This is a genomic window from Neglectibacter sp. X4, from assembly GCF_009917365.1.
GTDB lineage: Bacteria > Bacillota > Clostridia > Oscillospirales > Acutalibacteraceae > Acutalibacter.
Map to the genome: position 1 here is coordinate 132,405 of NZ_QWLE01000001.1, position 13,352 is coordinate 145,756.

A 13,352-nucleotide genomic window follows, 5' to 3' on the forward strand; every position below is an offset into this window, starting at 1 on the left:
GTTTGCAAAACAATAGGGAGGATGGGAAAATTGGAAGGAAAGCAAAGCCTCCTGCAAAGGATGAAGCCCTATTTAGGGGACAAAGCATTTTACAGGCAGGTGGTGGCAATTGCCCTGCCTATCTCCCTGCAAAGCCTCATTACCATCGGCGTGAACATGATGGACACCATTATGCTGGGAAGGCTGGGAGAAACGGCCCTGTCCGCCTCCTCCCTGGCAAACGATTTTATCAACCTGTTCCACATCTGCTGTATGGGCATGGGCATGGGGGCTTCTGTGCTCACCTCCCGCTTCTGGGGCATGCAGGATAAGGCTTCCCTGCGCAAGGCCATCACCATTATGCTGCGGCTGTGCTTTTCCGTTGGCCTGCTGTTCACCCTGGCCACCATCATTGCCCCGGAAAGCCTTATGCGCATTTACACAGGAGAGGAAATCATTATCCAGGCCGGAGCAGCCTATTTCCGCTGGTCCATCCCCTGCTACTGGCTTTTAGGCTTTTCCCTCACCTGCACCATTGTCCTGCGCAGCGTGGGGCAGGTGACTTTGCCCCTTATCAGCTCCATAGCGGCCTTTTTCATAAACATATTTTTTAACTATATGTTTATTTTCGGCAAATTCGGCGCCCCGGCTATGGGAATAGAGGGCGCAGCCCTGGGCACGCTTATCTCCCGCGTCTTTGAATTTGCCTTTATCTGCGGCTATTTCTTCTTCTTCGATAAAAAGATTGGATACCGCATGAAGCACCTTCTGATGAAATGCGGGGATCTGCTGAAGGATTATCTGCGCATCAGCATCCCTGTGCTTGTAAGCGACGCGCTGCTGGCCTTTGGCAATACGGCTGTTACCATGGTTACAGGGCGTTTGGGCGCAAGCTTTGTTTCCGCTAATGCCATTACCATGGTGACCCAGCGGCTGAGCACTGTGTTCATCCAGGGCATTTCCAACGCAAGCTCCATTATCACAGGCCACACCCTGGGCAAGGGAGAGACGGACAAAGCCCAGAAACAGGGCGTCACTTTCCTGGGTCTGGGTACGGTTATCGGCATTCTCGCAGGGGGGCTGATTATCGCCATCAGCGATCTGGTTATCAGTGCCTACAATATTAGCGCCGAAACCCAGGCTATTGCCCAGCAGCTTATGATGGCGGTGGGCGTAATCGTCATCTTCCAGTCCATGAACTCTATCCTGACAAAAGGGGTGCTCCGGGGCGGCGGGGACACGAAATTCCTGATGCTGGCAGATATCCTGTTTTTATGGGTGGCCTCCATCCCCCTGGGGTATCTGGCGGGCCTGGTGTGGCACCTGCCCGCTTTCTGGATTTACACCTTCCTGAAAATCGACCAGTTTATCAAGGCTGTCTGGTGCGTGTTCCGCTTAAGCAGCAAGAAGTGGATCAAGCGGATTTAACAGCCATTGCAAAGCCTGCTCAGCATGGAAAACATCTTGCAAATTTATGCAGGATCCTGTATAATAAAGACAGGCAGAACATTACAGAAAAGGGGTCGGTTCACTTGGCGCGTACCATTACAGATTTTCAGACCGCCCGCCCTGACGAACAGGTGCGGCAGATTGTTATGGACTACATGAAGAACGAAGGCTTTTCCTACACCACTGTGAAAGGTGAGCCTGTGTGGAAGAAAGGGGTGGGTGCCCTGACAGCGCCGCAGTTTATGAAGGTGGAATGCCAGAACGGGCATGTCCACATGGAAGCGTGGATTAAGTATGCCCTGCTCCCCGGCGTATACGTGGGGGAGATGGCTTTGAAAGGTTTTTTCGGCATTGCCGTGAAAAAGCCTTTGAAAAAACGGATGGAGCTGCTTACCCAAATCCTCAACCAGCAGGCGTGAAAAAAGCCGGCACGCTCTTTTGCGCGCCGGCTTTCCATACGGCAATACCGTACAACTCGCGGCCGCAGCCTTAAACAGTATCTCACAGGCGATTCTTTCCGTCATATAGTTAACGCAGTTCAAAAGAGGCAGAATGTCTCTTTTGAACCAGGCGGTAAAGCCGCCTGGCTTAAAAATTGGGATGTACCGATTTTTAAGTGCGTTTACTATAGCACACAAAGCCTGTTTGACAGGCGCCAGCCTGCCTGCTCATCCTTTATGCACTCTGACGAAAAAATCTCTGCCGTGATATACTGCTTAGATTTATGCGGTATTGCCTTATCGGAATTTTTCCAGCAGGAACCGTCTGGCGTCCATAAGGCTTTCAAAGGGAGGCAGGCCCTCCCGCAGGGGCGCGTCCCGAAGCATGTGTGCGCCGAAATCGTGCAGGGACACCGCGTCCAGCACCTGTTCCACAAAGTTTTCCTTGTCCTCTCCGGCGAAAAGCCGCAGAAGCCCTTCCCGGCACTGGAAAAGCTCAAAGACAATGGGAGCAAGCTCATAGAAGGCAGGGGCCAGGCAGGCGTCGGCGCAGTCGATAAGGGTCAGCTTTCCCTCTGCGTCCACCAGCAGGTTTTCCCCTGTGAGATCTCCATGCACCAGCACAGAAGGGCGCAGGTTAAGCCCTTTGGCCCGTTGGGCCATTTCCTCCCGCAGATTGGGAGGCAGGGCCTGCAGCCGGGGATTTTCCACAGCCCTTTTCAGAAGATCCACAGGAGGAATCAGCCCTTCCGCAGGCTGGTTCAGCTTTGCAAGCAGGCTTTTCAACTGCCCCACAAAGGCTTCCTGCTCTTTAGAAGAAGCGGACGCAAGCCAGGGGCCAGCCTCTTTTCCAGGGAAAAACCGGGTAATCAGATAGTAAAAGGTGTAGGCGTCCTCTATAACGCCCTGGGCCGCAAGAGCTGGGGTGGGAACGCCCTGCTGGGCCAGCCTGCCGCAGACAGTTGCCTCGTTCTCAAAGTCCGGACGGGGATCCGGGCCTGCCTCTTTTGGGAAAAAGATTTTTACCACATAAGGCCCGCTGCGGAAAACCCCGTTTGTGCCAGGGGTCAGGCTTGTGAGGGGCGCAAAGGGCAGGCCCTCCCGGCGGAAAATTTCCCGGGCAAGGGGCGCGAAAGCTTCTTTCGACTGGAATACCCGGCCCCAGTCCTCCCAGTTTTCAACAGCCTCCTGAAAGAGAGGGGCCTTTTCTCCAGGTTTATCCTGGCTTTTCAGGGAATCGGAAAAGGCTTTCAATTCCTTTTTCCGGCTTTCCGAAAGGCTGTCAAAGGGCAAATGGCACACAGCGCCTTCCAGCGCGTATAAATGCACCAGGCAAACTTGCGGATAGCGGGCTTTCAGCTTTGCAAAAGCCGCCTCGGCTCCCAGGGCTTTCAGGCTTTCCCCTGAATCAATCCCAATGGCGGCCAGCTTTTCTGACATTCCCCGGCCAATGTTTTCCATGGATGTCAGCTTTTCCATACGTTTCCTCCTATGATAAATAAAATTCTGCGAAAGAAGGTTTCCCTATGATTCTGCACATATTGGGCAGTTGTTCCGGCACAGAGCCTTACCCCAACCGCCACCACACCAGCGTGGCCCTGGAAACAGAAGGCGGGCTGTACTTTTTTGACGCTGGGGAAAACTGCTGCCACGCTTCCTATAACCTGGGCCTGGACCAGCTTTGCACCCAGGGGATTTTCATCTCCCACACCCATATGGATCACGTGGGAGGGCTGCCCCACCTGCTGTGGAACCTGCGCAAGCTCTGCACCCTTTCCCCGGAAAACCAGGAGAGGATGGCAGGCCGGAGAATCCCTGTGTACATCCCGGATTTGGCGGTGTTTCAGGGGATTTATCAGATGCTTCAGGGCAGCGAAGGGCATTATGAAACGGTTTTTTCCCTGGAACCCCGTCTGGTGGCAGACGGCACCCTCTGCCAAGGGGCGCTCCGGGTGGAAGCCTTTCACAACCTCCATCTGGGAACCCCGGCGGCTGGGGAGCCTTGGAAAAGCTTTTCCTTCACAGCAGAGGCGGAAGGGAAAAAGCTGCTCTATTCCGGGGACTTCGGGCAGCTTCCGGAGCTTTTGCCCCATGCCTCCCATGCCGATCTGGTTTTCCTGGAAACAGGCCACCACAGGGCCTGCGATCTGTGCCGGGAACTGCTGGAATCCGGCATAGATTTCGGGCAGGCGGTGTTCTACCACCATGGCGTGGAAATCCTCCGGGATTATGAAGGGGAACTGGCCCTGGCAAAAGAAGTGCTGGGGGACAGGGTGGTTTTCACAAATGACGGCTCCCGCATTGAGTTGTAGGAATACACTGAAAAGGGCCTTCCGGCGTGTACGCGCCAGGAGGCCCTTGGCGTTGCGGGGGCGGTTAAGCAGCCCTGCGCCTGCCCATCTGGTAAAGCGCCGCCAGCATGGCCAGGTTTGCCGCCTGTATAACAATGGAGCCAATAAGCACAGGATTGCAGCTTCCTGTTAAATCGTACACCAGTCCAATGATGGTCAGGGCCAGGGCGCTGCCGCCGTTAGCGAAAATCTGCACAATGGAGAAGGCAGCCGTATACTGCTCCCGCCCGAATACCCGCTGGGTGAGCAGGGGAATGCCCGCTGCGCCCACAGAGTAGATGGCCCCAAAGAAAAACGCGGTTCCAACAGCGGCGGGGGCGTTGGCAGGAAGCCGGAGCAGCACTGCCATGGCGGCCCCGTTAATGGCTATCATGCAGGCATTGGCAAAAAAGGGGCCTTTGTGGTCGCTGAGCAGCCCAATAATCAGCTTTGAGATAATGTTGCCCACCATGCCGGCGGAAACCATCATGGCCCCCACCTGAGCGGACAGGCCAGCGGCCTCCGCAACTGTGGGGAAATGCTGCCCCACGCTGGTGATGGCGCAGGCCAGAACAGAAAAACCGCAGGTAAGCGCCAAAGCGGGCAGGTAAAGCTTTGCCTTGGAAACGCCTGCTTTCTGCTGGGACGTGGGCAGGCTTACCGGCGCGCCGCCGCCGTATGGGGAGAGGGAAACCTCCTGGGGCGCAAGCCGCAGGGTGAACACGCCGGGCAGGGCCAGGATAAGGGAAAAGACCGCCATGCAGATAAATGCGGCCTGCCAGCCGGCGCTTTCTATGATAAAGGAAAACAAGGGGCTGAAAACAGCGCCGCAAAGCCCACTGAAAGAGAGGGCCAGCCCCACCGCCAGGCCATGACTTTTAAGAAACCAGTTGCTGATAATGGAGGTGACGGGTATCACGCCAAAGAAAGCAACGCCGATGCCTTTTATCACGCCTAAAACATAAAATGCCCAGATATTGCGGGAGAAAGCCAGAAGCAGGGTGGAGCCTGCCCCCAGCAGAACGCCCGCGCTCAGATACAGCCGCAGGGGGATGCGCTGCAAAAGCTTCGCCGCCAGGGGAGAGAGAAGGGCGATGGACAGCATAGCCAGGGTGGCGTGGGTGGCGATGGCCCCCCGGCCCACCCCCAGGCTTGTGGAAACAGAGGCATAAAACACGCCAAAGGAATTTGTCAGAATGCCGATGGAACTGCCGGTAAGGCCGCAGCAGGAGGCCACTGTCAGCAGGTAGCGGAATTTTGATTTTTGACCCATACCCAAAACATCCTCACTGGGATATCCCCGAGCCGGAGGAAATGGCATAAAAAAATCTCCAGAACAGGCATTTCCCATTTTTTATTCTCCACAATCATAGCATATTTTGGGAGAAACTGTCAAATATTCTTCTGGGTTGCAGAAAAAATAGAGCCTTTTCCAAAATGGGGATAGAGCGGCAAAGCAGAGGCACAATAGAGTAGGGCTTGTTTGAAAAATCGAATTTTAGAAAGAGGGGAATGCGCATGTGTTTAAATAAAAGGAAAATCGTGCTGGTGGGCACAGGCATGGTGGGCATGAGCTTTGCCTATTCCGCTTTAAACCAGGACTTGTGCGACGAGCTGGTGCTGGTGGACATCGACAAAAAGCGGGCCGAAGGGGAGGCCATGGATTTGAACCACGGCCTGGCTTTTTCCGGGGCCAGCATGAAAATCTATGCCGGGGAATACGGGGACTGCGCCGACGCGGACATTGTGGTGCTGTGCGCCGGGGTAAGCCAGAAGCCGGGAGAGTCCCGCCTGGATCTGCTGCGGCGCAACGCCAAGGTGTTCCAGTCCATTGTAGGCCCTGTGGTGCAGTCAGGGTTCGGGGGCATCTTCCTGGTGGCTACAAACCCTGTGGACATTATGACCCGGGTCACCTATGAGCTTTCCGGCTTTAACTCCGCCCGTGTGCTGGGCACAGGCACCACCCTGGACACCGCTCGGCTGCGCTATCTCTTAGGGGAATATTTTTCCGTTGACCCCCGGAACGTCCACGCCTATGTAATCGGCGAGCATGGGGACAGCGAATTCGTCCCCTGGAGCCAGGCCATGCTGGCCACAAAGCCTGTCACCGCCATCTGCGAGCATTCCGGTGGCAGGTTCAGCCTGGAGGAGGTGCAGGGACTGAGCTGCCAGGTGCGGGACGCGGCACAGCAGATTATCGCGGCGAAAAACGCCACCTATTATGGCATCGGCATGGCCCTGGTGCGCATTGCCCGGGCCATCCTCTCCAATGAAAACAGCGTGCTCACTGTCTCCGCCCGGCTGTGGGGGGAATATGGGCAGAAGGACGTATATGCCGGCGTGCCCTGCATCGTAAACCAGGGAGGCGTGGACAGGGTGCTGGAGCTGTGCCTGAACGAAAAGGAGCAGGAAAGCTTCCGCGCTTCCTGCAGCGTCCTGCTGGAAAGCTATGAGGGGCTGAAGCTGTAAGGCAGCAGGCTATGCCTTTATCACACCCTGCCGCTGCAAGCGCCCGCAGGGCTGGGGCACAGGGGTGGCGAGGGCATACAGATCGTCTGCCCGGGCTTCCAGGGCATAAAGGGCCTGGGCCGCAGGAGGCAGGGCAGAAACGTCCCCTGGCCGGGCCATTACAGGCAGGGAGGCCCCCTTCAGCAGCCCCGCGCCTTTTTCTGTCATGCCCAAAACGTGGAGATAGGGGGGCAGGGCAGGCCGCTCTTTGGGGATCCCCAAAAAGGCTGAAAGCACCAGCCTGCGCAGCCGGGCATGGGTGTACCGCTTGGTTTTCAGAAGGGTATACAGCCCCTCTAGGGAGACGGCCTGCCGGGAAGCCTTGTACAGCCGGTTTTCCAGACCCTCGCTGATGTCCGGCAGGCAGGCGAAGCCGGCACAGGACATGGCCCGCAGTCGGGAGAGGATGGGGCGCTCCAGAAAAGCCAGGGAGGCAGGGCAGCGGCCCGCCTCCTTTTCCTTTTGGACAGCCTCCAGGGTGCAGGGGGGGGCAAGGCCGGAAATGTCCTCTCCAGCAGTTATCATAGCCCGAAGCTGGCTGGCGGAAAGGGTTTGGCCGGAAGCGGCGGGCGCGTCGTGGCCAGCGCCTGTCCGCGGGAAGGGCGCTGGGGCAATAGGGAGCTTTTGCTCCAGCAGCGCCTTGCAGTATTCCACCCCCAAAGCGGCATTGGGCTGCCGGAGCAGGGCGGCCTTTTCCCCGATAAGCTCTGTCAGGGCCTGCTGCCTGCGGCGGGCAAAGGTGGAGCCATCCTGGGGCAGGCGGGAAAGGGCGGCGGAAAATTCCGGGGAGAGAAGGGCCTCAGCCGCCTGGGTGATGGCCCCGGCGTCCGGCATTTCGCTGCCAAAGGCCAGAACGCCCACTGCCGGAAGGCTTCCCGCCAGGGCTGCGCCGCCCCGGGCAAAGGCTTCGGCCCCGGCGCAGGCCCAGGGCAGGGGCAGTTCAATTACCAAATCGGCCCCGGCGGCAAGGGCCAAACGGGTGCGGGTCCATTTGTCCAGGATGGCAGGCTCCCCCCGCTGGACAAAATTGCCGCTTAGAATGCAGACAATCCCAGCCCAGCGGCGGCCCATGGCGGCAAGCAGGGACAAATGCCCCCAGTGCAGGGGGTTAAACTCACAGATAACAGCGGAAAATAGGTTTTTCTCAGGCATTTTTAAGGAAACTCCTTGCAATCAACAGGAAAGTGTATTAAAATAATGACGAACAGCCCTTCGGGGCCGTATCCCAACTCAATTGTACAGCACCGGCCTTGGTTCTGGCAAGGCCCAAGCTTAAAAAAACTCATGCGGGGCCGCTTTTTCCAGATTGCGCAGGCCCCAGCGGAAAGGAAAAAAGAGTTATGAAAATTCTTGTTATCAACGCAGGCAGCTCCTCCCTCAAGTACCAGCTTATCGACATGGACAACGAGGAGATGCTCTGCAAGGGCAACTGCGAGCGCATCGGCATTCCCGGCGGCATCTTCACCCACAAGACCGCAGACGGGCGGGCGCTGGACAAAAAGGTGAATATGCTGGATCACACAGCCGCTTTCACCCAGGTGAAGGACGCTTTGCTGGATCCGGAGTTTGGCGTAATCAAAAGCCTAGACGAAATTTCCGCCGTAGGCCACCGGGTGGTGCAGGGCGGCGCCATTTTCAGCAAGTCCGAGCTGGTGACGGAAAAGGTCATTGAGGATATCGAGAGCCTTATCCCCTTAGCCCCCTTACATAACAAGGCCCATGTCCAGGGCATCCGGGCCTGCCGGGATCTTTTCGGCACCGAATTGCCTGAGGCTGTGGTGTTCGATACCTCCTTCCACGCCACCATGCCCGAAAAGGCTTATATTTACAGCATTCCCTATGAGTATTATGAAAAATACGCTGTGCGCCGCTATGGCGCCCATGGCACCTCCCACCGCTATGTAAGCGCCCGCTGCGCCGAGCTGATGGGGCAGGACATTAAGGATCTGAAGATTATCACCTGCCACCTGGGCAATGGCTCCTCCATCACCGCAGTGGAGGGCGGCAAGTGCATTGACACCAGCATGGGCCTCACCCCCCTGGACGGCTTTATGATGGGCACCCGCTCCGGGACGCTGGATCCCTCTGTGGTTACTTTCATTATGGAGAAGGAACACCTGACCCCCAGTGAGATGGATCAGGTGCTCAACAAGAAGTCCGGCCTTCTGGGTGTTTCCGGCGTCTCCAGCGATGACCGGGACGTGACCACCGCCCGCCAGGAGGGCAATGCCCGGGCCAAGCTTGCCCAGGATATTCTGGAGTATCAGGTAAGCAAGTTTGTAGGCAGCTATATGGTTTCCCTGGGCGGCTGCGATGCCATTGTCTTTACGGCTGGCGTAGGCGAGAACCAGACTGCCCACCGGGCTGAAATCTGCAAGTATCTGGAGTTTGCCGGCGTAAAGCTGGATCCCCAGAAGAACGAGGAGATGACCCTCGGCAAAGAAGGGGAAATCTCCGCGCCGGACAGCAAGATCAAGGTGTTCGTCATTCCCACAAACGAGGAGCTTGTCATTGCCCGGGATACCAAAGCCTTGGTAGAGGCGCTGTAAGGCCCCTTCCGGCAGGCGGCGTTTTGGGAGGGTTTCCTTCCCATAAGCTTTCAATAAATTTACAGAAAAGCGGGAACCATTGGGGTTCCCGCTTTTCCTTTTTCCTGATATAGTCACGTAACTTGAAAAAATGAATTTTCAAGTTATAGGATATCGCAAAGATACATTCCCCCTGGTTTACGGTTTTTCTTTTTCGGTATTTTCCCAGAAGGGCAGGTTTGCCACCTCCGCCTGGGTCTGCTCTGTATGCAGGTACTGGGAAGAATAGAGCACCACGCCGCTGCACTGGGAGGCCCGGGCCGCCTCAATCTGTCGGCGGATAATGTCATCTGACAGCAGCCAGGTGCCCCCGTCTGCGTCTGTCCCGGCCTTATACAGGGCCAGGCCCGCATAAAGCGCCAAATTTTCATGGCGGGGCAGGGCCTGCCACTGGGCAAGGGCTTCGGCATAGCCCAGGGCTTCGTTTTCAAAGCTATAGTAAAGCTGGGGGCAGATATAGTCCACATATCCAGGGCTGGCGCACCAGGCCTGCACGTCCGCGCCTATATTCTTATCGTTTTCTATGTTCCCCTGGGGGGAGATGCCGAAAACCGCCTGGGGCCTAGCCTTCTTTACCTTTGCGTAGACCTCTGCCACCAGGGCGCTGATGTTGGCCCTGCGCCACTCCAAAAGGGGCAAGGGTGTCTCCACAGTTTCCATATAAAGGGCATAGGCTTCGCTGTCCAGGGAGGCGTCCTCCGCAGGATAGAAGTAGTCGTCAAAGTGGACGCCGTCCACCTCATATTTTTCCGCGATTTCCGCTGCCCCGTCGGCTATCAGGCTCCGCACATAGGGGTAAGCCGGGTCCAGATACACGCCGCCCTCCCATTCCATAAAGTAATAGGGGCAGTCGGCCTGGAGGACGCTGTAAGGGTTGTTTGCCGCCAGTGCCTTGGGGGTTTCGGCAGTCTTTACCCGCAAAGGGTTTATCCAGGCGTGAAATTCCAACCCCAGGCTGTGGGCGCAGTCCACCATAAAGGCCAGAGGGTCAAAGCCTGGGTTCTTCCCCTGTTCCCCGGTAAGCAGGTGTGACCAGGGGAACAGGGCAGAGGGGTAGAGTGCGTCGCTAAAGGGCCGCACATGGACAAAAAGGGCGTTTAAGCCCATTTCCTTTGCTTCCCGGGCAATGCTTTGAAAGTTTTCCTCAAAGGCCTTCTGGGTGTGATCTGCTGTGTCCAGGGACATATAGGGCACCCACACCCCGGCAAGCTCTTTTTCCTGCGCCATATCTTCCGCCTCCAACTGGATTTTCCCTCCCGCAGCCGCCCCGGCCTGCAAATCCGGCAGGAAGGGGGGCAGCGCCTGTTCTGCCTGCCGCCCGCCCAAAAGCCACACTGCGCCCACTGCCAGGGCCAGGAAGAACCACAACAGGATGTAACAATGCTTTCTCAGATTCAGCCGTCTCATATGCCCTCCATTGACAGTGGAAAAATTTTGAAGTACAATGGGCGTATGCTCTATAAGGGCCTGTCCCTATCCTACCACATCTGCGGCCCCGGCGCAACAGGGTGGCGCCCTTTGCGTGATGGGATGCCTGCCGCAGCGCCCGTCTCTATATAGTATGCGCAAACAACAGGGGACATGCATCCCCGCTGAGGGCTTTTCCCAGCCAAGAAAGGAGACACCAATGGAATACCGCACCCTGCTTTTAGATGCCGACGGCACCCTGCTGGATTTTCCCCAGGACATGGAAAACGCCTTCCTTTCCCTGTATAAGGATTTTTTTGCCTCCCAGCGGCCCTACAGCCTGGAATATTTGGCATGTTACGACCGCTGCAACGCCGCCTGGTGGGCAAAGCTGGAGCGGGGAGAGTGTACAAAGCCCCAGCTTTATGTGGGCCGCTTTGTCGATTTCCTCCGGGAAACCGGCCTTACAGGCACGCCTGAAAGGCTGACAGAGGAATATTTCCTCCGCCTGGGCCAGGGGGGCGCGGTGTATCCCGGGGCGCTGGAGCTGGTGGAGCGGCTTGCGGGGAAATACAGCCTGTATATTGTCACAAATGGCAACGCCTCCACCCAAAAGACCCGCCTGCAAAATTCCGGCCTGCTGTCCTTTATAAAGGATTATTTTGTGTCAGAGGATGCGGGGGCCGCAAAGCCAGATCCCCGGTATTTCGACTATGTGTTCTCCCGCCTGCCGGAAGCGGACAGGGAAACCTCCCTGGTTATCGGGGATTCCCTCACCTCCGACATACAGGGGGCGGTAAACGCCGGGCTTCACTCCCTCTATTACCACCCGGAAGGCTCTGCGTCCTTGGAGGGCTGCCCTCCCTATACCTATGAGGCCGCAAGCTATGAGGAGATAGCGGGGATTTTAGGCGTATGACATACAGGGTGTTTCTGGTGGAGGATGACCCGGTAATCGCGGAAGCAGTGCGGGCGCACCTGGTTATGTGGGGGTATGAGGTGCAGGCGGCAGAGGATTTCTGCCATGTGCTGGAGGAGTTCTCCGCCTTCCAGCCCCACTTGGTGCTTTTGGATATCGGCCTGCCCCACAAAAGCGGCTATGAGTGGTGCCGGGAGATACGCAGGCAGTCCACAGCCCCGGTGGTGTTCCTGTCCAGCGCCTCCGACAACATGAATATTATCACAGCCATGAACCTGGGCGGGGATGACTTTATCCCCAAGCCCTTCGACCTTTCCGTGCTTACGGTAAAGGTGCAGGCGGTGCTGCGCCGGGCTTATGATTTCGGCAAAAGCACCAGCCAGGTGGAATATGGCGGCATACAGGTGGACTTGGCCTCAGCAATCCTTACAGGGCCTTTGGGAAAAAGCGAGCTGACAAAAAATGAATTGCGCATCATCCAGGTGCTTCTGGAAAACGGCGGGCATCTGGTGTCCCGCCAGAAACTGATGGAGCGGCTGTGGGAAAGCGAAAGCTTTGTGGATGACAACACCCTGACGGTGAACATTTCCCGCCTGCGGAAAAAGCTGGAGAAAGCGGGCCTGCCCGGTATGCTGGCAACCCGCAAGGGCCTGGGATATATCATAGAGGAAAAGCCATGAAGCTGGCGGCGTCTTATGTGAAAGAGAGGCTGCGGGCAGTGCTGGCGGCCCTTCTGCTGGGGGCAGCGGCAGCCGGCCTGTTCTGGCTGTTTAACCTGCCCCTTGCTGTGCTGGCCTATATCCTGCTGGTGGCAGGGACGTTGTGGCTGCTGTTCTTCATTATCCCCGGCTTTGTGCAGTATGCCCGCCGGGTGGGAAAGCTGCGGGAGCTTCAGGAAAACGTAACGGCCCTTCTGCCGGATCTGGAGCCTTCCGGGCCGCTGCCGGAAGCGCTGCTGCTGGAAAGCCTGAACACCCTTTGCAGGCAGTCCCGGCAAAAGCAGGAGCTTCATGCCCAGCGCCAGGAGGACATGCTGGCCTATTACACCTTGTGGGTACACCAGATTAAAACACCCATTGCCGCCATGCGGCTGATTCTGCAGTCCCAGCCAAGCCCGGGCGGGGAGGCTTTGGGCCAGGAGCTTTTTAAAATTGAGCGCTATGTGGAGATGGTGCTGGGATACCAGCGCCTGGAAACCATCTCCCAAGACCTTTGCCTGGAGCCTTGCGCCCTGCGGCCCATTGCCGCCCGGGCCGCGAAGAAGTTTGCCCCCCAGTTTATCTATAAAAAGCTGTTCCTGCACCTGGAGGATTTTGAGCTGGAAGCAGTGACAGATGAAAAGTGGATGCTCTTTGTGCTGGAGCAGCTTTTGTCAAACGCCGTGAAATATACCCACAGCGGCGGCGTGGAGGTGTTTGCGGAGGGTGCTGTGCTGGTTATCAGGGACACAGGCGTGGGCATATCCCCGGAGGACTTGCCCCGGGTGTTCCAGCGGGGCTTTACCGGGCGCACCGGGCGGCGGGAAAGCGCCTCCACAGGCCTGGGGCTGCACCTGGTAAAGCGGGTGCTGAACACCCTGCAAATTCCCGTTGAAATCCGGTCGGTCTTGGGAAAAGGCACCCAGGTGCGGCTGGATCTGCGCCAAACCCCCGCGCCCCGGGACTAAGAAGTCCCAGCCCCCCTTGCCGGGGGCGGGACATTTCCCATTGAAATGGCGGGCGGGTTTGTGGTA

Annotated in this window: 12 protein-coding genes; 8 read left to right on the forward strand and 4 right to left on the reverse strand. The window is 57.2% G+C overall.

The features are described from left to right. Nucleotides 1-30 precede the first annotated feature (30 nt). Both D1841_RS00695 and D1841_RS00700 read left to right on the forward strand, forming a co-directional pair. Nucleotides 31-1,407: an MATE family efflux transporter gene (locus tag D1841_RS00695; protein WP_237076116.1), complete on the forward strand. Its 1,377-nt coding sequence runs from the start codon at nt 31-33 to the stop codon at nt 1,405-1,407. A 104-nt stretch (nt 1,408-1,511) separates the two neighbouring features. Next, the gene (locus tag D1841_RS00700) at nt 1,512-1,847 is read left to right on the forward strand and encodes a hypothetical protein (RefSeq protein WP_160641224.1); all 336 of its coding nucleotides are present in this window, start codon (nt 1,512-1,514) and stop codon (nt 1,845-1,847) included. Between the two features lie 318 nt (nt 1,848-2,165). Here the strand turns inward: D1841_RS00700 and D1841_RS00705 are convergent, their stop codons facing one another. Further along, nucleotides 2,166-3,347, reverse strand: a complete 1,182-nt coding sequence (locus D1841_RS00705) for a phosphotransferase (RefSeq protein ID WP_160641225.1) — start codon at nt 3,345-3,347, stop codon at nt 2,166-2,168. Between the two features lie 47 nt (nt 3,348-3,394). On the opposite strand from D1841_RS00705, the gene D1841_RS00710 reads away from it, so the two are divergent. Then, a complete protein-coding gene (locus D1841_RS00710; RefSeq protein ID WP_160641226.1) occupies nt 3,395-4,180 on the forward strand; it encodes an MBL fold metallo-hydrolase in 786 nt (261 codons plus the stop codon). 64 nt (nt 4,181-4,244) lie between these two features. On the opposite strand, the gene D1841_RS00715 is transcribed toward D1841_RS00710, so the two are convergent. Further along, nucleotides 4,245-5,471: an MFS transporter gene (locus tag D1841_RS00715; RefSeq protein WP_160641227.1), complete on the reverse strand. Its 1,227-nt coding sequence runs from the start codon at nt 5,469-5,471 to the stop codon at nt 4,245-4,247. Between the two features lie 245 nt (nt 5,472-5,716). On the opposite strand from D1841_RS00715, the gene D1841_RS00720 reads away from it, so the two are divergent. Then, the gene (locus tag D1841_RS00720; protein ID WP_160641228.1) at nt 5,717-6,667 is read left to right on the forward strand and encodes an L-lactate dehydrogenase; all 951 of its coding nucleotides are present in this window, start codon (nt 5,717-5,719) and stop codon (nt 6,665-6,667) included. A 9-nt stretch (nt 6,668-6,676) separates the two neighbouring features. On the opposite strand, the gene D1841_RS00725 is transcribed toward D1841_RS00720, so the two are convergent. Then, nucleotides 6,677-7,858, reverse strand: a complete 1,182-nt coding sequence (locus tag D1841_RS00725) for a nucleotidyltransferase family protein (protein WP_160641229.1) — start codon at nt 7,856-7,858, stop codon at nt 6,677-6,679. Between the two features lie 188 nt (nt 7,859-8,046). Between D1841_RS00725 and D1841_RS00730 the strand changes: the two genes are divergently transcribed. Continuing rightward, on the forward strand, nt 8,047-9,255 hold the full coding sequence (locus D1841_RS00730; RefSeq protein WP_160641230.1) for an acetate/propionate family kinase: 1,209 nt from the start codon (nt 8,047-8,049) through the stop codon (nt 9,253-9,255). A gap of 177 nt (nt 9,256-9,432) precedes the next feature. Here the strand turns inward: D1841_RS00730 and D1841_RS00735 are convergent, their stop codons facing one another. Then, a complete protein-coding gene (locus D1841_RS00735; RefSeq protein WP_160641231.1) occupies nt 9,433-10,701 on the reverse strand; it encodes a glycoside hydrolase family 10 protein in 1,269 nt (422 codons plus the stop codon). Nucleotides 10,702-10,921: 220 nt separating this feature from the next. Here D1841_RS00735 and D1841_RS00740 point away from each other — a divergent pair, with 220 nt between their 5' ends. Genes D1841_RS00740 through D1841_RS00750 form a run of 3 tightly spaced genes read left to right on the forward strand, consistent with a single transcriptional unit; the run spans nt 10,922 to nt 13,286 of the window. Continuing rightward, nucleotides 10,922-11,620, forward strand: coding sequence for a YjjG family noncanonical pyrimidine nucleotidase (locus D1841_RS00740; protein ID WP_160641232.1), 699 nt, complete (start codon nt 10,922-10,924; stop codon nt 11,618-11,620). Beyond that, nucleotides 11,617-12,300, forward strand: a complete 684-nt coding sequence (locus D1841_RS00745) for a response regulator transcription factor (RefSeq protein ID WP_160641233.1) — start codon at nt 11,617-11,619, stop codon at nt 12,298-12,300. The genes D1841_RS00740 and D1841_RS00745 overlap by 4 nt, the downstream gene beginning before the upstream one ends. Then, nucleotides 12,297-13,286, forward strand: coding sequence for a HAMP domain-containing sensor histidine kinase (locus D1841_RS00750; RefSeq protein WP_160641234.1), 990 nt, complete (start codon nt 12,297-12,299; stop codon nt 13,284-13,286). The genes D1841_RS00745 and D1841_RS00750 overlap by 4 nt, the downstream gene beginning before the upstream one ends. The last annotated feature ends 66 nt before the right edge of the window (nt 13,287-13,352 follow it).

Excerpts from the sequence above, each read along its gene's own strand:
- D1841_RS00730 (WP_160641230.1), top strand. The coding sequence starts at position 8,047 with ATGAAAATTCTTGTTATCAACGCAGGCAGCTCCTCCCTCAAGTACCAG.
- D1841_RS00740 (WP_160641232.1), top strand. The coding sequence starts at position 10,922 with ATGGAATACCGCACCCTGCTTTTAGATGCCGACGGCACCCTGCTGGAT.
- D1841_RS00725 (WP_160641229.1), bottom strand. The coding sequence starts at position 7,858 with ATGCCTGAGAAAAACCTATTTTCCGCTGTTATCTGTGAGTTTAACCCC.
- D1841_RS00710 (WP_160641226.1), top strand. The coding sequence starts at position 3,395 with ATGATTCTGCACATATTGGGCAGTTGTTCCGGCACAGAGCCTTACCCC.
- D1841_RS00715 (WP_160641227.1), bottom strand. The coding sequence starts at position 5,471 with ATGGGTCAAAAATCAAAATTCCGCTACCTGCTGACAGTGGCCTCCTGC.
- D1841_RS00705 (WP_160641225.1), bottom strand. The coding sequence starts at position 3,347 with ATGGAAAAGCTGACATCCATGGAAAACATTGGCCGGGGAATGTCAGAA.
- D1841_RS00750 (WP_160641234.1), top strand. The coding sequence starts at position 12,297 with ATGAAGCTGGCGGCGTCTTATGTGAAAGAGAGGCTGCGGGCAGTGCTG.
- D1841_RS00720 (WP_160641228.1), top strand. The coding sequence starts at position 5,717 with ATGTGTTTAAATAAAAGGAAAATCGTGCTGGTGGGCACAGGCATGGTG.
- D1841_RS00745 (WP_160641233.1), top strand. The coding sequence starts at position 11,617 with ATGACATACAGGGTGTTTCTGGTGGAGGATGACCCGGTAATCGCGGAA.
- D1841_RS00735 (WP_160641231.1), bottom strand. The coding sequence starts at position 10,701 with ATGAGACGGCTGAATCTGAGAAAGCATTGTTACATCCTGTTGTGGTTC.